Source organism: Stenotrophomonas sp. STM01, from assembly GCF_014852135.1.
In the GTDB taxonomy this organism is placed as follows: domain Bacteria; phylum Pseudomonadota; class Gammaproteobacteria; order Xanthomonadales; family Xanthomonadaceae; genus Stenotrophomonas; species Stenotrophomonas capsici.
Window position 1 is genome coordinate 37,798 of the sequence record NZ_JACVBA010000001.1, and the last position, 17,042, is coordinate 54,839.

Annotated in this window: 21 protein-coding genes; 16 read left to right on the top strand and 5 right to left on the bottom strand. The window is 68.0% G+C overall.

Annotated features, from left to right (window positions below; genetic code table 11):
* Window position 1: 1 nt before the first annotated feature.
* A complete protein-coding gene (gene modB / locus IB227_RS00190; RefSeq protein ID WP_192285664.1) occupies window positions 2–685 on the top strand; it encodes a molybdate ABC transporter permease subunit in 684 nt (227 codons plus the stop codon).
* Entirely contained in the window at window positions 675–1,340 is a 666-nt protein-coding gene (locus IB227_RS00195) for an ATP-binding cassette domain-containing protein (RefSeq protein WP_192287226.1), read from the top strand. The genes modB and IB227_RS00195 overlap by 11 nt, the downstream gene beginning before the upstream one ends.
* Window positions 1,341–1,398: 58 nt before the next feature.
* On the opposite strand, the gene IB227_RS00200 is transcribed toward IB227_RS00195, so the two are convergent.
* Window positions 1,399–2,292, bottom strand: a complete 894-nt coding sequence (locus IB227_RS00200; RefSeq protein ID WP_192285666.1) for a hypothetical protein — start codon at window positions 2,290–2,292, stop codon at window positions 1,399–1,401.
* A gap of 227 nt (window positions 2,293–2,519) precedes the next feature.
* Between IB227_RS00200 and IB227_RS00205 the strand changes: the two genes are divergently transcribed.
* From IB227_RS00205 to IB227_RS00235, 7 genes are all read left to right on the top strand, one after another.
* Window positions 2,520–3,098, top strand: coding sequence for a TetR/AcrR family transcriptional regulator (locus IB227_RS00205; RefSeq protein WP_318639515.1), 579 nt, complete (start codon window positions 2,520–2,522; stop codon window positions 3,096–3,098).
* Window positions 3,099–3,116: 18 nt separating this feature from the next.
* Complete coding sequence (locus IB227_RS00210) at window positions 3,117–4,043, top strand: alpha/beta fold hydrolase (protein WP_192285670.1); 927 nt, start codon at window positions 3,117–3,119, stop codon at window positions 4,041–4,043.
* 32 nt (window positions 4,044–4,075) lie between these two features.
* The gene (locus IB227_RS00215) at window positions 4,076–4,519 is read left to right on the top strand and encodes an Rrf2 family transcriptional regulator (protein WP_192285673.1); all 444 of its coding nucleotides are present in this window, start codon (window positions 4,076–4,078) and stop codon (window positions 4,517–4,519) included.
* Window positions 4,516–5,409, top strand: coding sequence for an NAD(P)/FAD-dependent oxidoreductase (locus IB227_RS00220; RefSeq protein WP_192285675.1), 894 nt, complete (start codon window positions 4,516–4,518; stop codon window positions 5,407–5,409). The genes IB227_RS00215 and IB227_RS00220 overlap by 4 nt, the downstream gene beginning before the upstream one ends.
* A 90-nt stretch (window positions 5,410–5,499) precedes the next feature.
* Window positions 5,500–5,961: an acetyltransferase gene (locus tag IB227_RS00225; RefSeq protein WP_192285677.1), complete on the top strand. Its 462-nt coding sequence runs from the start codon at window positions 5,500–5,502 to the stop codon at window positions 5,959–5,961.
* A 161-nt stretch (window positions 5,962–6,122) separates the two neighbouring features.
* Complete coding sequence (locus tag IB227_RS00230; protein WP_192285679.1) at window positions 6,123–6,404, top strand: DUF3247 family protein; 282 nt, start codon at window positions 6,123–6,125, stop codon at window positions 6,402–6,404.
* Window positions 6,405–6,525: 121 nt separating this feature from the next.
* Window positions 6,526–7,125: an NADPH-dependent FMN reductase gene (locus IB227_RS00235; protein WP_192285681.1), complete on the top strand. Its 600-nt coding sequence runs from the start codon at window positions 6,526–6,528 to the stop codon at window positions 7,123–7,125.
* 63 nt (window positions 7,126–7,188) lie between these two features.
* On the opposite strand, the gene IB227_RS00240 is transcribed toward IB227_RS00235, so the two are convergent.
* From IB227_RS00240 to IB227_RS00255, 4 genes are all read right to left on the bottom strand, one after another.
* Complete coding sequence (locus tag IB227_RS00240; RefSeq protein ID WP_192285683.1) at window positions 7,189–8,637, bottom strand: efflux transporter outer membrane subunit; 1,449 nt, start codon at window positions 8,635–8,637, stop codon at window positions 7,189–7,191.
* 8 nt (window positions 8,638–8,645) lie between these two features.
* Entirely contained in the window at window positions 8,646–9,827 is a 1,182-nt protein-coding gene (locus IB227_RS00245; protein ID WP_192285685.1) for an HlyD family secretion protein, read from the bottom strand.
* A 4-nt stretch (window positions 9,828–9,831) separates the two neighbouring features.
* Complete coding sequence (locus IB227_RS00250; protein WP_225591542.1) at window positions 9,832–10,350, bottom strand: DUF3302 domain-containing protein; 519 nt, start codon at window positions 10,348–10,350, stop codon at window positions 9,832–9,834.
* Between the two features lie 75 nt (window positions 10,351–10,425).
* The gene (locus tag IB227_RS00255; protein WP_192285687.1) at window positions 10,426–10,815 is read right to left on the bottom strand and encodes a response regulator; all 390 of its coding nucleotides are present in this window, start codon (window positions 10,813–10,815) and stop codon (window positions 10,426–10,428) included.
* Window positions 10,816–11,020: 205 nt separating this feature from the next.
* Between IB227_RS00255 and IB227_RS00260 the strand changes: the two genes are divergently transcribed.
* The 7 genes from IB227_RS00260 (at window position 11,021) to IB227_RS00290 (ending at window position 16,840) form a co-directional block, all read left to right on the top strand.
* Complete coding sequence (locus IB227_RS00260) at window positions 11,021–12,469, top strand: ATP-binding protein (protein ID WP_192285689.1); 1,449 nt, start codon at window positions 11,021–11,023, stop codon at window positions 12,467–12,469.
* 3 nt (window positions 12,470–12,472) lie between these two features.
* The gene (locus IB227_RS00265; RefSeq protein ID WP_192285691.1) at window positions 12,473–13,084 is read left to right on the top strand and encodes a response regulator; all 612 of its coding nucleotides are present in this window, start codon (window positions 12,473–12,475) and stop codon (window positions 13,082–13,084) included.
* Window positions 13,085–13,222: 138 nt separating this feature from the next.
* Window positions 13,223–13,882 carry a lysoplasmalogenase gene (locus IB227_RS00270; RefSeq protein ID WP_192285693.1) on the top strand — a complete coding sequence of 220 codons (660 nt, stop codon included), beginning with the start codon at window positions 13,223–13,225 and terminating at the stop codon, window positions 13,880–13,882.
* Window positions 13,883–13,934: 52 nt separating this feature from the next.
* Complete coding sequence (locus IB227_RS00275; RefSeq protein ID WP_192285695.1) at window positions 13,935–14,312, top strand: MmcQ/YjbR family DNA-binding protein; 378 nt, start codon at window positions 13,935–13,937, stop codon at window positions 14,310–14,312.
* A gap of 170 nt (window positions 14,313–14,482) precedes the next feature.
* A complete protein-coding gene (locus tag IB227_RS00280) occupies window positions 14,483–15,220 on the top strand; it encodes a secretin and TonB N-terminal domain-containing protein (RefSeq protein WP_192285697.1) in 738 nt (245 codons plus the stop codon).
* Window positions 15,220–15,744 carry an RNA polymerase sigma factor gene (locus IB227_RS00285; protein ID WP_192285699.1) on the top strand — a complete coding sequence of 175 codons (525 nt, stop codon included), beginning with the start codon at window positions 15,220–15,222 and terminating at the stop codon, window positions 15,742–15,744. The genes IB227_RS00280 and IB227_RS00285 overlap by 1 nt, the downstream gene beginning before the upstream one ends.
* Before the next feature lie 112 nt (window positions 15,745–15,856).
* Window positions 15,857–16,840 carry a FecR domain-containing protein gene (locus IB227_RS00290; protein WP_192285701.1) on the top strand — a complete coding sequence of 328 codons (984 nt, stop codon included), beginning with the start codon at window positions 15,857–15,859 and terminating at the stop codon, window positions 16,838–16,840.
* The last annotated feature ends 202 nt before the right edge of the window (window positions 16,841–17,042 follow it).

Genomic DNA, 17,042 nt, shown 5'->3' on the forward strand with positions numbered 1-17,042 from the left:
GATGGACCTGGACTGGAGCGCGCTGTGGCTGTCATTGAAGGTGGCCGGATGGGCCACGGCGATCAACCTGGTCGTCGGCGTCGCATTGGGGGCCTTGCTGGCACGCCGGCGATTTCCCGGGCGTGAACTGCTGGACACGCTGCTGACGCTGCCGATGGTACTGCCGCCCACGGTGCTCGGGTACTACCTGCTGGTGCTGGTGGGCCGGAACGGTCCCCTCGGCGCCTGGCTGCAGGAGGTATTCGGCATCAACCTGGTGTTCACCTGGCAGGGCGCGGTGATCGCCGCGGCCATCGCTTCGCTGCCACTGGTATTCAAACCTGCGCGGGCGGCGTTTGAGGGCGTCGACCCGCAACTGGAGCAGGCTGGTCGCACGCTGGGTGTTTCCGGGATTGCGTTGTTCCTGCGGGTGACGTTGCCATTGGCGTGGCGCGGCATCCTGGCCGGGCTGCTGCTGGCGTTCGCGCGTGCGATGGGCGAGTTCGGCGCGACCATCATGGTGGCCGGCAGCATCCCCGGCCGTACCCAGACGTTGTCCATCGCCATCTACGAAGCCGTACAGGCGGGCAATGACGGACGGGCCAATGCCTTGGTGCTGCTGACCTCGGTGGTCTGCATCGTGGTCCTGCTGCTTGCCGCACGCCTGGCGCGCGGCCGTCAGGGAGGGCTGCGTGATGTGGCTTGACCTGGATATCGGGCAGCGGTTTGGTTCGGGCACATCCGCGTTCGCATTGCAGGTGGCGCTGCGTTGCTCCCAGCAGCGGGTGGTGCTGTTTGGCCCGTCCGGCGCTGGCAAGAGCCTCACGCTCAAGGCCGTGGCCGGCCTGTTGCGGCCGGAGCGGGGGCATGTGCGGGTGCACGGGAAGACATTGTTCGACGCCGCCGGTCACACGCATGTGCCGCCGCAACGGCGGGGGCTGGGCTATGTCTTTCAGGACTACGCGTTGTTCCCGCACCTGAGCGTGCGCCAGAACGTGGCCTTCGGCCTGCACGCGGGCTGGCTCAATCCACGCCGTGGCGCGCGCGATCCGAGGGTTGAACAGTGGCTGCAGGCGTTTCGCATCGACCATCTGGGCGACCAGTACCCGGACCAGATCTCGGGTGGGCAACGCCAGCGCACCGCGCTGGCGCGGGCCTTGGTCACGGGCCCGGGTGCACTGCTGCTCGACGAGCCGTTCGCCGCGTTGGATCACACCCTGCGCAGCCATCTGCGCCGGGAGCTGGAAGCGGTGCTGGACCGCACCGGCATTCCCATGCTCCTGATCAGCCATGACCCGGAGGACATGGAGGTGTTCGGCCAGCAGGTCGTGCAGTTGTCCGAAGGCCGGGTGCTGGACTGAGCCGGGCAGGGTCAGCATTGCGTCCAGGCGCCGGCGCAGTCAGGTAACGCCGACGCGCTCAGTCCAATCCGGCGAGGGCCCGGGCAAAGCGCATCGCACTGCCTTCGGCCAACGGAAAGGACAACGACGGTTCGAGGATCTCCAGTTCCAGCAGCTGTGGCTGGCCGTCGTCGGCATGGATCAGGTCGACCCGGGCATACAGCAACGGCGCATCGAGGCCGAGGGTGCGGCTTGCTGCCTGCAGCGCGGCACTGGCCAGTGCGCGTTCGGTCGCGGTCGCCTCGCATGCGGAAAGGAATCCCAGGGTCGGGGCGTTGGTGGTGCCGTCGCGGGCCAGCAGCGCGGCCTTGCGGATCGCGTGGCTATAGATGCCGTTGATGTAGACCAGGTCGGTCTCGCCCTGCCGTTCGATCGATGCCAGATACGGCTGCAGGATGACGCTGTGGCCCGCACCCAGCAGGGTCTCTGCGTGCTGCAGTGCCTGCATCGCACCGGCGCGCAGGAACCGCCGCACATTGCGCGAGGATGCACCGACCGTTGGCTTGACGACGAGTTCATCCAGGCCGGGGTGCGCCTGCAGGAACGCGTCGAGCATCGTCTGCGCCGATGCCTTCGATTCGATGAAGGTGCTGGGAATCACTGCCACGCCGGCCCTGGCCAGGTCTGCCAGGTAATGCTTGTCCAGCGACCAGCGCACGGCCGGCAGCGGGTTCACCAGCCGGCTGACCTTGCTGACGTGCGCGCACCAGCCCAGGAAGGCGTCGGGACGGCGGGTGTAGTCCCAGGGAGAGCGCAGCACGATATGGCTGAAGCGGGACCAGTCCTGGTCCGGGTCATCCCAGTTGCAGATGCGGACATCCAGCGCCAGGGCCTGGCAGGCATCGCGCAGTGGCGGCATGTCGTAGTCGTCGTCGAGGCTGGTGGCGTCGGTAATCAGGGCAAGGGTGGTCACGGAGGGCATCAAACAGGCATGTAGAGGAAGGGCCGTCCGCACCGACGTTGAGTGAGGGCCGGCACGGATGCAAAGGGTCAATGCAGGATATATGGCGGGCAGCCTTACGGGCAGGGCGGTAGCAAGCCGTGGTTGCGTGCCCGTGTTTGCATGAAAAGAACGGTTGTGCTTTTATTTGTCGCATGGTCAGGCAGACGACAGTAGGCAAAGGTGCGGCGACCCGGGAGGTGATCCTGGGCACGGCGTGCGCCCTGGCGCGGGTCAACGGGTTGGATGGGCTCACCATCGGCGTGTTGGCCGATGCGGTTGGCATGTCCAAGAGCGGCGTGTTCGCCCATTTCGGCTCCCGCGAGGACCTGCAACTGGCGGTGCTGGACACCACCGCGCAGCGGTTCGTGCAGCAGGTGATCGAGCCGGCGGCGCTGCAGCCGGCGGGGTTGCCGCAGCTGCGTGCCATCGTTGATCGCTGGTTCGACTGGATCCGCCATGAGCGCACTGGCGGCGGCTGCCTGTTCACCGCGGCAGCCAGCGAATTCGATGACCAGCCGGGGCCGGTCCGCGCGCACCTGGCACGCCAGCAGGCGAGATGGCGCGGCTACCTGTCGCGGGTGATCGACCAGGCCGTGTCCGCGGGCGAACTCGCCGTCGATACCGACCCGGCGCAACTGGCGTTCGAGATCACCGGCTTTGCGATGGTGCTGCACCACGACTCCGGCCTGTTCGACTACACCGAGGCGCGCATGCGCGGGCTACGTGCCTTCGAGCGCCTGATCACTCCCTTCATTCCCCCCCGCAACGCCCGCTGAGGCTCGAGGAGTAGCGCCATGGATTCCGTGCACGACAAAAATAGTACGGTCGTTCGTAAATCACCACGTCGGCGTGCCGACGCAGACTGGCGGTTGGCGGCGATGCGCGCGTGCATGCGTCTGGCGGGATGGGTGAGCCCGGCGCTGGCGGCGCGGCTGATGGCGCGGTTGTGGTTCACCGCCCCGCAGACCCGGCCCAAGCCCGCCGCGCTGGCCCGCCTGGAGGCCGGCCAGCGGCATGATGTCGACGTGGACGGAAACCGCGTGGCGGTATGGTCGTGGGGCAGCGGCCCAGCGGTCTTGCTGATGCATGGCTGGGGCGGCAACGCCGGACAGATGCATGCCTTCGTCGCACCGCTGTGCGCGGCCGGTCTGCGAGTGCTCGCGTTTGACGCGCCGGCGCATGGCAGCTCCGGGCCGAGCCACTGGGGTGGGCGACGGGTCAGCTTCGTCGAAATCGCCGCCGCCATTGGAAAGGTCACCGCTGGGGTGGACCCGCTGGTTGGCCTCGTCGCGCACTCCGGTGGATGCACTGCCGCGACCCTGGCACTGCGCGAAGGGCTCGGCATGCCGGCGCGGCTGGCGTTCATTGCTCCCTTTGCCCGGCCGCAGGAAGCCATCGCGCCGTTCGCGCGTGCCTTGGGTGCGGATGCACGGGCCCTGGCGCGGTTCGAGGCCGATGTACAACAACGGCTGGGACGCCGCTGGCCCGCGTTCGACGTGACCGGCTTGCCGCAGGTGACGCCGGTGGGCCGCCTGTTGGTGGTGCATGACCGCGACGACCGTGAGGTGGCGCATGCCGAGGGCGCTGCCATCGCCGCGACCTGGCCGGGGGCGCGGCTGCATACCACGCAGGGACTGGGCCATCGGCGCTTGCTCGAGGATCCGGAGGTTGTAACCCAGGTCGTGGCGTTCATCGCGGCGGATGAACGCGGGACGGTTTGACGTCCCGTTCAATATGTAACAACATAAGTTACATGAAGCGAGACAGCCGCCTTTCCTCCGTTCTGCATGCCCTATTGCACATGGCCGAGCAGGCAACCCCCATGACGTCCGAAGCGCTGGGGCAGTGCCTGCGCACCAACCCGGTGGTGGTCCGCCGCACCATGGGGCTGCTGCGTGACGCCGGGTTGGTTGCCGCCGAACGCGGTCATGCCGGCGGCTGGCGGATCACCGCGGACCTGCGAAAGGTCAGCCTGCGCGAGTTGCACGATGCGCTGGGCGAGCCTGCGCTGTTCGCCATCGGCAACCGCAGCGAGCACCCTGAGTGCCTGGTGGAACAGGCGGTCAATGCAGCCCTGGACACCGCGTTCGCGGATGCCGAAGCACTGCTGCTGGAGCGATTCGCGGCGGTTTCGCTGGCCGACCTGGCCGAGGATTTCGCGCGCCGGCATGCCGCATACAAGGGAGCAAGGCAATGAAGCAGTACGACGTCATCATCGTGGGTGGCAGTTACGCCGGCATGGCCGCGGCACTGCAACTGGTACGCGCACGGCGCAGCGTGTTGGTCATCGATGCCGGCCAGCGTCGCAACCGCATGGCGTCGCATTCGCATGGTTTCCTGGCGCAGGACGGCGCCGATCCGGCCGAGATCGCCCGTATCGCCCGCGCACAGTTGCAGGCGTACCCGAGCCTGTCCTGGTGCGAGGACGAGGCTGTCGATGCCGCCGGCACGCATGACGCGTTCGTGGTCAGCACCGCGCGCTCGGGCCAGTTCGGCGCGCGGCGCCTCGTGCTGGCCACGGGCGTTTCCGATGCCTTGCCCGAGATCGAGGGCCTGCAGGCGCGCTGGGGACGCAGCGTTTTCCATTGCCCGTACTGCCACGGCTACGAGCTGGCGATGGGCCGCATCGGGGTGATCGCGGTCAACCCGATGTCGTTGCACCAGGCGCAGCTGCTGCCGGAGTGGGGCGAGGTGACGCTGTTGTTGAACAACGCCGTGGAACCCGATGCCGCGGCGCGGGAAGCGCTGCAGCAACGCGGTGTACGGATCGAGTCGACGCCGGTCGCCCGCATCGAGAGTGAGGCCGACGTGGTGCTGGTGGATGGCCGCCGGCTGACGTTCGCGGGCCTGTTCACGGCACCGTTGAACGCGCCATCCACCCCGCTGGCCGAGCGGCTGGGCTGCCCGCTGGCCAGTACGCCGATGGGCACGCAGATCCAGGTCGATGAGACCAAGCAGACCGGACTTCCCGGTGTATTCGCCTGCGGTGATACCGCCCGTGTGCCGCATTCGGTGTCGTTGGCGGTCGGGGATGGGGCATGGGCCGGCGCGCAGGTGCACCGCTCACTGGTGTTTCCCGCGGCCTGAGCAGCAGTCCAGCCGCGGGTGCCGGGTGGAGGGTTCGCATCCGCGCAACGCCTCCGCTGCCGCTGCAAGGAAGGCCGGAAACGGTAGGATATGCGGCCTCCCTGGAGCCTCCTGTTCGTGCGCATTCGACCCCTGCAACATGATGACCTCCCGGCCTTGCTCGTGATCTGGGAGCAGTCCGTGCGCGCCACGCATGCGTTCCTGTCCGAGCAGGATATCCAGGCACTGCTGCCGATCGTGCGCGATCAGGCGCTGCCCCACCTGGAAGTCTGGGTCGCCAGCGATGACGCTGACGCACCCATCGGCTTCATGGGCCTGGATGGCAACAAGGTCGAAGCCCTGTTCGTGTCGCCCACCCGCTTCCGCCAGGGCGGCGGCAGGCAGTTGCTCGCGCACGCACGCGCGTTGAAAGGGGCACTGGAACTGGACGTCAACGAGCAGAACCCGCGCGCCATCGCCTTCTATCTCGCCAATGGCTTCGTCGTGTCGGGGCGTTCGCCGTTGGACGGGCAGGGCAATCCGTTCCCGCTGCTGCACCTGAAGGAAGCCTGATCCCCACGGATATCCGTGCACGCCGTCGCCGTCGGCAGAATGTGGCGATACCTGCGCGTACAGCGCCCAGGCGTGTGAGGTGAAAGGGTGTGCACAAAGGTTTCATCCGCGTTTAGCGCGATGGCGCCTAGGGTGCGCCTATCAACGGCCCGGAGAAGCCCATGGCCAGGACTGCGCCCCGCGTGCATACCGCGCAGCTGGAAATCGAACATCTGAAGGCGTTGCAGCTGGCACTGGACGCGGAGCTGGTCGTTGCGTTGCGGATGAAGGATGGCCGGGTAATCACCGGCACGGTGACCGAGCGTCCTGCGGTCCAGCAGTTCCGCGGACCGCAGGAAGAAGAGGGGACGAACGGACAGGTGCCGATCGACGTGCCAGGCGAAGGCGTGCAACTGCTCTGGCTGGACGAGATCGAGGACTTCACCCGGCTCGGCAGCAACTGAGACCGTATCCGTGGCAGGACCATGTCCACATCGCGTGTCCTGATTCGCCGATGACGAGGGGGCTTGCCGGGTGGATGGCCGGCGTGGTTCTGTTGCCGTGACCATTCCACGGAGTTCCCCGATGTCCGATGAGCACACTCCCTTCCACGTACTGGCGTTTGCCGGAAGCCTGCGCCGGCACAGTTACAACCGCCGCCTGCTGGACGCAGCGGCAGCCGCTGCGCCGGCCGGCATTCGCCTGACCGTCTACGACACCATCGCGGAGGTGCCGTTGTTCGACGAGGACCTGGAAGCCGAGACCCACGGCGGGCCGGACGGGGTGAAGCAGTTGCGCGCGGCGATCGTCGCGGCCGATGGCGTGCTGATCTCGACCCCGGAGTACAACCAGTCGTTGCCGGGCGTCCTCAAGAACACGCTGGACTGGCTTTCGCGCAAGGACGCCGAGTACGGCGAAGTGTTGTCCGGCAAGCCGGCGGCGATCATGGGCGCGACGCCCGGCCGGTGGGGGACGCGGGTCGCCCAGTCGCAGCTCCGCCATGCCCTTGCGGCGATGGGGGCGCTCACGATGACGGCGCCGCAGCTGTACGTTGCCGAGGCGGCCAAGGCCAGCGACGCGGAAACCGGTGCATTCGACGCTGCGACCCAGAAGCGCCTGGGCACATTCCTGGAGGGCTTCCAGGCCTGGATGCAGGTATTGAACGCCGGGCCACGCAACCGCTGAAGCGCGTTGCCCCGCAGCGCCGGCCGGTAGCACCGTCCGGTTGCCTGGCAACCGCACGGATGATCACTCCGCTCCTGCCGCAGATGCCGAGGTGATGACGCCGGTGGCGGTATCGAAGCTGCCGCCCAGCGCCAGGTACAGGTCGACGCGGCGGGTCAGGCGGTCACTCTGCAGCGCGATCAACGCGACGTCGGCGGCATGCAGGGCCAGCTGGCGCTGGTTCACCGCGCGCAGGTCGGATTTGCCGACGCGGTAGGCCGACTGCTCCAACTGCAACGCTTCCTGGGTCGCCGCCCGGGTGGCCTTGAGGGTGCTTTCGCGCTCGCCGAGGATGCGCTCTGCGCTGAGCGCGTCCTCCACCTCGCCCAGTGCCGCCAATGCCTTGCGGGAATAGTCGGCGACGGCCTGCTTCTGTTCGGCGGTGCGCAGCGTCACCTGCCCGCTGAGCGCGCCGCCGGCATACACCGGCACCGTGGTGGTGCCGGTCACGCTGGACAGGGTCTGCTCAAGGCCACTGCGGGTTTCCAGCACCTCGTTGCTGAGCCGGCCGTAGCCGGCCGACAGCGAGAGTGAGGGCAGCATCGAGGCCTTGGCCTCACCGACCCTGTCGAAGGCGGCCGCGACCCGTCGCTCCGCGGCCTGCACGTCGAGCCGCCGGTTGAGCACATCCATCGGGATGCCGGACGGAACCGGTCCCGGGAACGTGGGAAGTCCGGTGCCCGAGGCCAGGTTGGCTCCCGGGTAGCGTCCCAGCAGCAGCTCCAGCGCACGCCGCGATTGGAGATGGGCCAGCTCGACCTGTTGCCGGGCGTTCTCGTAGTCGCTCAGGCTTGCGCGCGCGGCGATGACGTCGCTTTCGTCACCGGCGCCAATGCGCCGCCGCTGCTCGGCCAGCTCCAGCAGCGCCTGCGCCGAGGTCACCATCCGGTCGGCGAGCGCCTTCTGCTGCCCGGTTTCGCAGGCCACGAACCAGGCCCGCGCCACGCCGGCGGCCAGCGATTGCTGCGCGAACTGATAGTCCGCACTGCTTGCATCGCGGGCGGCCATTGCCGCGTTGCGCCCGTAGCGGAGGCGGCCCCACAGGTCGATCTCCCATGACAGCCGCAGCATGGCGCCGCTGAACAGCGGCACCAGGTCCGATACCGGCTTGGTGCCGGCGCGGCCCAGCACGCCGATGCCGGGCTTGAGCTGGGCCTGGGCGATCTCCAGCTGGGCGTTGGACTGCTCCAGGCGTGCCGCGGCAATCTGCAGGTCCGGGTTGTTCGCCAGTGCTTCCTGCACCAGCTGCGTCAATGCCGGGTCGTTGAAGCTGGCCAGCCAGCCGTCGATCACCTCCGCCGACGCGGCGGACGATGCCCACGCGTCGGGAATGTCGACATGGCCCAACGCCTCGGACTGGACCTGGCTGGGGGTGGGCTCGGGCAGCACGGCGCAACCGGAGAGGGCGGCAAGCAGGCAGGCCACCGCCACGTGCGAGGCGCGGGTGAGGGGGGAGCGGGAAATGTCGGTCATGTGAGGGCTCAATGCAGTTTGAGGACCAGCCAGTCAAGCTTCGAGCTGACCCGGATCATCACCTTGCGGACCATGTGCAGCAGCTTGCCGTGTTCGGTGTAGATGGCGCCCTGTCCCTGCGCGCCCATGGCCAGCAGCAGGTCCGTGTCCTTGCCGGCCGGCCGCAACCGCACGGCGATGCGCCCGGTGGGAATGGGCTGGTCACCCGGCTGCGGGATCATCCCGCTGATCGGCATCTGGCCGGTGCCCGATGCCCAGACCACCGAGTCGACCTTGCACTTGATGATGCGGTTGGGCTGGGTCTTCAGTGCGATCTCGGCCTCGTTGCCGGGGGCGATGTTGCCCAGCTCGTTCTGGGCATACATCGCCAGCACCCACTGCTCCTGCTCGACGAAGCTCATCACCGGGGTCAGCGGCAGGTTGGCTGCATACGAGCCTTCGCGCAGCTGGAGGTTGACCACCGAACCATCAGACGGTGCCCGCACGATGGTCTGGTCCAGCTGCCAACGTGCCTGCACGATCTGCGCGTCCAACTGCTGCAGGGCGGCGCGTGCCTGCGCCACCTCGGAAAGCTCACCGTCACTGGTCCGCGCGGACAGCTTCTGCTGCACCTGGGCCATCTGCGCGGAGGTGGAGGTCAGCTCGGCGCGCAGGCTGGCCGCTTCGGCCTGTGCCTGCTCGTGATCGAACTTCGGGCCCGCGCCGATCCGGGCCAGCTCCGCGGTCTGGCCTTCGCGCAACTCGGCCAGCTTCAACCGCGATGCCACCGCGGCCTGCGCCGAACGCGCCGACTTCAACTGTTCGTCGAGCTCGCGCTGGTAGGCCTGCGCGGTGTCCAGCTTGGCCGACAGCTCGGGGACCTTCGCCTCCAGCGCGGAGAGCTCCTGCTGGAAAGGCACCGGGTCGATGCGGAACAGCACGTCGCCCTTCTTCACCGGGCGATTGGCTTCGACCGGGACCTCGATGACCCGACCGGCCACGCGCGGCACGATCTGGACGACATAGTTGACCACGCGGATGTCCGAGGAGGACGGCGCGACGACGTTCAGGATCAGGATCATCGCCGTCAGCGCGAACACCGGCAACGACACCACGATGATCTGCGAAACGAAGTTCCACGCCAGCCACTTGAACTTGAAGAAGATCAGCCAGACGAAGAACGAGTAGATCAGGAGCAGGATGATTTCCACGGTGTCACTCTCCAGTAGTGGCTTGGTCGCCCGCACGGGCCGTGCTGGCGGCCAGCGCCGCTTCCAGCGTGCGGATGCGGCCGCGAAGCGCGTCCAGATCCTCGCCAGGGTCGTCCTGCGTTGCGTCGGCGGCGCGCGCGTGATGGTGTTCGATGCCGGCGTCATGCAGCGGGGTGAGCGCTTGCCCATGGTCGGGGTGGTCGGCGACGTCGGTGCCGTAGGCGAACTTGTGGAACACCGGCTTGGTGTACGCCCACAGCCAGGCCAGCGGCCACAGCAGCCCGCCGAAGAAAAGCGAGAGCAGGCACAGCACCTTGATCGCCGCAAGCTGGGGGTGGCGGCGTTGTTCGGCGATCTTCTCGGGCAGGATATGCACGAGCCAGAACACCGTGACCAGGACCACCGGGACGATCACCAGCGCGAACCAGGAAATGACGTTGGCCGCGCTGTCGAGCGCATCGCCGCTGAGGAACGAGGCATGTGCCTGGGGTGGCAGCAGGGCGGCGACGGCAAGCAATGGCATGGCCATCGTCCGCAGGCCGCATGATGGCCGCCGGTGCCGGCAGGGGGAATTCTTCATTGAAAGGGCTTCCGTGGGTTAAACGTGGGAGCGGTTCTGGATTGCCGCGACAACGGCATCGATCAATGTCTCGTCGTTCACCGGTTTGACCAGGAACGCCGAGGCACCATTGGCACGGGCGCGTTGCCGGTTCCCCGCCGTGTCATCGCCGGTCAATACGACGACCGGCAGCGCGGGCCGGCGGTTGGCCAGTGAACGCAGCACCTCGAAGCCGCTCTGTCCCGGCATGTGCAGGTCCAGGACCAGGCAGTCCGGGACGGCATCGGCCACCTGGCCGAGGAATTCACCGCCCGAGCCATACGACTGCACCCCGAACCCGGCCGAGCGCAGCAGGCGCCGGAGGGCGACCCGTATGCCATCGTCGTCGTCGACGATGGCGATCAGCAGGGGAAGGGCGCTGGAGTGCATGGGGCGGGATGGTAGGTAGCACCTCGTCGCCCGGACAATTGGCCCTTGGGCCTACGCCGGTGCCGGGACGGGAACGTGAATGCGTCCTTCCATGCGTGTTCCGGAGGCCGGCCAAGGGCAGTTCGTTCACTGCCCGATGTGTTAAAAACACCGCGGACGAAGAACGGACCGGCGCGCAATGAACTGGATGGAACTCGCCTGGCCCATGCTCGCGAGTGCGAGCCTGATCGTCGCCCTGGCACATGCGGTGATATGGATCGCGCGTCCCGGCCAGCGGGTGCACCTGGCGTTGTCGTTCGCTGCGGCGTCCGTCGCCGCCCTGGCCCTGCTCGAACTCGCTTCCTATGCCGCGCGGCTGCCGGCGGAGATCGCGACCTATCTGCGCTGGATGCACCTGCCCATCACCGTGATGGTGGTTTCCCTGCTGTACATCCTGCACCGCTGGTTCGGCCTTGGCTCGGTGCGCATCGCCTATGGCGCGGCTGCGCTGCGCCTGCTGGCGCTGGCGGTGAACTTCCTGGTCGGCGACAACCTGAACTTCCTGACCGTGACGGACGTGGGCCGGTCGGTATGGTTCGGCGTCCCGGTGTCCCACCCGATTGGCGTGACCAACCCGGCAGTGGCGCTGGGACAACTCAGCAATGTGCTGGTGCTGGTCTACATCGGCCAGACCATCCTGCACGCGGTCCGGCAGCCCAGGCCCGACCGCCGTGCCGCGCTGATCGTCGCCGGGAGCTGGTTCGTGCTGATGGGCATCATGGTGGCGTCGGCCGTGCTGATGGTCTTCGGGCTGCCGCGTCCACCGTTGGTGGCGGCAAGCGGCTTCCTGCTGGTGGTGGTGACCACCAGCTATTGCCTGGTGAGCGAGCTGATCCGCTCGCAGCGGATGGTGATGGAACTGCAGGAGAGCGAGTTGCGGCGGCTTCGGTCCGAGCAGGAGGTGGCCACCGAGCGCGCCTGCCTGGCGCATATGTCGCGGGTGACCACGCTGGGGGAACTGTCCGGCTCGCTGGTGCATGAGCTCAACCAGCCGCTGGCCGCGATCCTGAGCAACGCGCAGGCTGCCCAACGGCTGCTGCGTCGCGATGCGGTGGACGTGCCCGAGATCCAGGAGATCGTGGCCGACATCATCGACAACGACCGCCGTGCGAGCGAGGTGATCGGCCGCATGCGCGGCTTCCTGCGCAAGGAGACCTATGCGCATGCGCCGGTGGCGGTGAATGAGATCGTCTCGGACTGCGTGCGGATGATGCGAAGCGAGCTGCATGACCAGCGCGTCACGCTGGAGCTGGACCTGGCCGAGGATGTGCCCGCGTGCATGGGCGACCGCGTCCAGCTGCAGCAGGTACTGGTGAACCTGATCATGAACGGCTGTGACGCCATGCAGTCCTCCACCGAGGCGGCCGTGCTGGGCATCCGCACGCGGCCATGGCAGGGCGGGGCACGCGTGGAAGTGACCGACGCCGGTAGCGGAATCCCGGAAGGCAGGCAGGAGCAGATCTTCTCGCCGTTCGAAACGACCAAGGCCAGCGGCCTTGGGATGGGCCTGGCGGTCTGCCGCACCATCATCCGCGCGCATGGCGGCACCATCGAGGCGGAGAATGTCCTGCCAAAGGGGGCGCGCGTGTCCTTCAATCTCCCGCCACAAGGCTGAGCCATGGAATCCCTCGTGTATGTGGTGGATGACGATCCGGATGTCTGCAAGGCGCTGGCCCGCCTGCTGGGCAGTGAAGGCTTCCGGGTGGCGATCAGCCACTCCACGCAGGCGTTCCTTGCCAGCCACGACCCCGGCATTCCCGCCTGCATCGTGCTGGACCTGGCCATGCCGGGGATGACCGGCCTGGAGCTGCAGGCATGCCTGCAGGAGAACGGGGTGCGGTGCCCGGTGATCTTCCTTACCGGCCACGGCGATATCCAGAGCAGCGTGCGCGCGATGAAGGCCGGCGCGATGGACTTCCTGACCAAACCGGTGGATGCGGAGGCATTGCTGCAGGCGGTGCGCCAGGCCCTGGACGTGGACGAGGCGGCGCATCGCAACGCCCGCCAGCACCAGGACGCCAGGGCCCTGTTCGAGACGCTCACGCCGCGCGAGAAGGAACTGGTGCCCTACCTGCTGACCGGCCGGCTCAACAAGCAGATTGCCGGGGACCTGGGCATTGCCGAGAAGACCATCAAGGTGCACCGCTCGCGGGTGATGCACAAACTCGGGGTGCGCACGCCGGTGGAGTTGCTTGCGTTCCTTGAACGGAGCGGGCTGCGCGGGGACTGACGCGCTGCCCGGTGATCGGGCGCAGGGTTCCCGCCAGAAAGGCCGTCTTGCGGGCGTCACCAACGCCGGCGGGGCTGGTAGATTGTCCGGCCTTGCCCGTCCCGCGGGCGCTACATACGACCTCCAGCAGGAACGCTCATGTTGACCGGTGTGGGAATCACGATCATTGCGTGCCTTGCGGCGTGCACGGCCCTGGTGGTGTGCGAGTACCGGGGATGGCGGCCGGGCCGGGCGATCTCCAAGATCACCGCCAGCACCGCATTCGTCGCGCTGGCCCTGCAGCTCGATGCGGTGCATTCGGCCTATGGGCGCGTGATCCTCGCCGCGCTGGTGCTCAGCTGGGTGGGCGACGTGTTCCTGCTGTCACACCGGAACCGGCTTTTCCTGCTCGGCATCACCAGCTTCCTGCTGGCCCACGTGGCGTTTTCGGTGGCGTTCTCGTTGGTCGGGGTCCCGTTGCCGGCGCTGCTGGTCGGGCTGGCGGCCATGGCGGTGATCGGTGCCAGCGTGCTTGCCTGGCTATGGAAGCATCTGGATGGGTTCTACCGCGTTGCCGTCGGTGCCTATGTGCTGGCCATCGTCGCGATGTGCGCCTTTGCGATCGCCGCGAGCGCGGCGTCCGGCAACTGGCTGCTCGCGGTCGGGGCCATCGCGTTCGCCGTGTCGGACATTTCCGTGGCGCGCGACCGCTTCGTGGCGCATCGTTTCATCAATCGCCTCTGGGGCTTGCCGCTCTATTACGTGGCCCAGGTCATCCTGGCGCTGTCGATCCAGCACGTGGCCGCCGCGGCGGCCTGAACGGCGGCCGGTCGTGGTGCCCCATTCCCCTGAGATGCACGGGAGAACACCGATGGACGTGGAACAGGTCAAGCAGCACTGCAGTGCCTACTCGGGCGCGACCGTCAAACTGCATGGGCCGCCGGGCAACGTGCTGGCGTTCCAGGTGGGGGGCCGCCAGTTCGCCTACTTCAAGACCAGCGCGCCGGAGCGATGGCGCTTCAGCCTCCGTACCACCTCCGAACGGTTCCTGGAGCTGACCGATGTGCCCGGCATCAAGCCGGCCCGCTACATGGCCAGGTTCCACTGGGTGACCATCGTCGACGTCGCTACGGTGCCCGCCGGTTATCTGCAGGAACTGATCGGCTGGTCGTACGCCAAAGCACTGTCGGGGTTGTCCCGGCGGCAGCAGTCGGTCATCACCGGGCAGCTGCCCGCGAAAGTCCAATGACGGGAGGCGTGCGCGTGCCGGGAGCACGATCGCGCTGAAGCCGGGTTGTCGCCAAACCGTCATCAACGGCTGACAAGCTCTTGACCCAACCAAAGGGTGCCGGCCCCTGACGAAGTGTGGACGCATGCGATCTGGATGGCGTGAGCGGGAATGGATCGATACCCCCGCCGATGGGCAGGGGCGGGGCGGTCGGCGCGCGCTTGCGCGGCCGTGACCTGATCGTCGCCGCGTTGCTGGTCATGTCGCTTGCCCATGCCATCGTCGATGAAGCCTGCGCGCAACCTGGCAATGGCAGTGTCGAGGCACGCGCCGAAACGCATCCGGTGTTCGACCTGCCGGCGCTGCCACTGGACGAAGCCTTGAACCGCTACGCCGAGATCACCGGCTACCCGGCGATCTTCCCCAGCGATCTGCTGGTGGGGCGTAGATCCAGCGCGGTGCAGGGGGCGTTCGCGCCGGAGAGCGCGCTGCAGATGCTGCTGCAGGGTACCGGGCTCCATGCGGTCCGGCGAGGTTCGGGACGCGGCAGCACCTTCGTGTTGAAAGCGGTTGCAGGGCCGGGCAATGGCACCGGCAGCATCGGGACGCCGCTGTTTGCCGGCAATGCCTACGCCGGCGCGGCGCAGGCCAGCATCTGGCGCAGCCTGTGCGGCGATCCGTTGACCCGGCCGGGCAGTTACACGGCGCTGCTGCGGTTCCGCATCGATGGGGACGGTCGGGTGAGTGACGCGGCGTTGCTGGACGGCACCGGCCATCCGGCCCGCGATGCCGCGCTGGTGCGCCGCCTCATGGGCGTGCGGGTGCCTGGCACCGCGCCTGCACGGCTGCAGCGCGAGGCTTTGACCATGGTGGTGCTGCCCAGTGACCCGGGTGGCCCGCAATGTGACGTTGGACAGGGGGAACGCTGATGGAAGACGTACAGGGTACCGGCAGCCTGCTGGACTACTTTGGGCAGAACTACACCGCGCTCAAGCAACGCCTGGTGCGCCGGCTCGGCAACCGGGAGCTGGCCGGCGACGCACTGCATGACACCTGGCTGCGCCTCAACGGTGCCTGCGATATCGATGCCGTGCGTGACCCGGCGTCCTACCTGACGCGGATGGCGGTGAACATCGCCATCGACGTGCAGCGCCGCAACAGCCGCATGTTGTCCGGGGCCGAGATCGATGCCCTGCTGGACGGGGTGGCCGACCCGGCACCGGAGCCGGCACGCGCCTTCGAGGTGCATTCGGACCTGGCCGGGCTGATGGAACTGCTGGACCGCATGCCGGCGCGGCGGCGGGCGGTGGCCCTGCTGGTGCATGCCGAAGGGCTGACCCAGAAGGCGGCGGCACAGCGCCTGGGTGTGTCGCTGCGGACGGTGGAATATGAACTGCAGAAGGCGCACCAGCGCCTGGCGGCCTACGCCGCGGCGCACGATGGAAAGAAATGATGCGGGTTTCCGGTGGCGCCGTTCGTCTCTCGTCATGAGGGACCCGGGGCGCACGCGCAGGCATCCAGTTTGACCCTGCGTCCAGCCGAGTTTGTCCGTAGGATATGACGCGATGAAGACACCACCGCCCGAGCAGGGGGCGCCGCATTCCGGTGATGATCTGGAGGCACAGGCATGGCAGTGGCTGCGCCTGCTGCATTCCGGTGATGCACGCGAAATCGATGGCGCGCGCTTCAAGCGCTGGGTGCAGTCCAGCGCGGCGCATCGTCGTGCCTACCTGGCGGCCAAGCAGCGGTGGGACCTGCTCCAGGCTCCGGCCCGCGAGTTGCTGCGGCAGCACCCCGACGCCGTGCCGGCCCCCCCTCGGCCGGTACCGCTCTACCACCGGCGTGCGTTCCTGGGCGCGGCGGCCAGTGTCGCGGTGGTGGCCACGGTCGCTGCGGTGCGGCCACCACTGGGCATGTGGCCGGGGATCCAGGAATGGGGCGCCGATGAGCGCACTGGCGCCGGCCAGCAGCGCACGGTCGCGGTCGGCGACGGCGTGGAGGTGACCCTCAACACCCGTACCAGCATCCGTCGACAGGCCGGCAACGACCCCGCCGTCGAACTGATCAATGGTGAAGCCTCGGTGCATGTCGGCGCCGGGCAGGGCGTGACCGTGCTGGCCGGTAGCGGCCGCAGCCGCGCCCACAATGGCCGCTTCGACGTGCGCAACCTCGATGGCAAGGTCTGCGTGACCTGCGTGGCCGGTGCCGTGACCGTGGAGCACCCGGGCGGGACGCGCGGGCTCATGGCCGGCCAGCAGGTGCAGTACGAGGCCGATGCCATCGGCAATACCGCCGCGGTCAGCCTGGAAGCCGCCACGGCGTGGCGCAGCGGCAAGCTGGTGTTCGACCACGCGCGCCTGTCCGAGGTGATCGACGAGATCAACCGCTATCGCAACGGCCGCGTGCTGCTGATGAACGAGGCTGCCGGCGAGCGGCCGGTAAGTGGCCGCTTCGAGATCGCCTCGCTGGACCTGGCACTGCTGCAGCTGCAGGAATCGTTCGAGCTCAAGGCCCGGTCCCTGCCGGCGGGGCTGTTGATCCTGTCCTGAGCACGGGTGCCTCCGCATCGTCGGCCGATGCGGTTTCATGAAACCGAAACGCCCATGACGTGACATGGACGCCGCCGGCGCGGGCGGTGTCCTGGGGTGGAGAAATCTTGCGGTATCCGGGCAGCGCCGTTCGTCAGCCGTACAGAGGGGGCTTCCCGCCGCAGCGTGAGCGTGCCGGCGCAGGGCCTCCCCCCACGGCTCA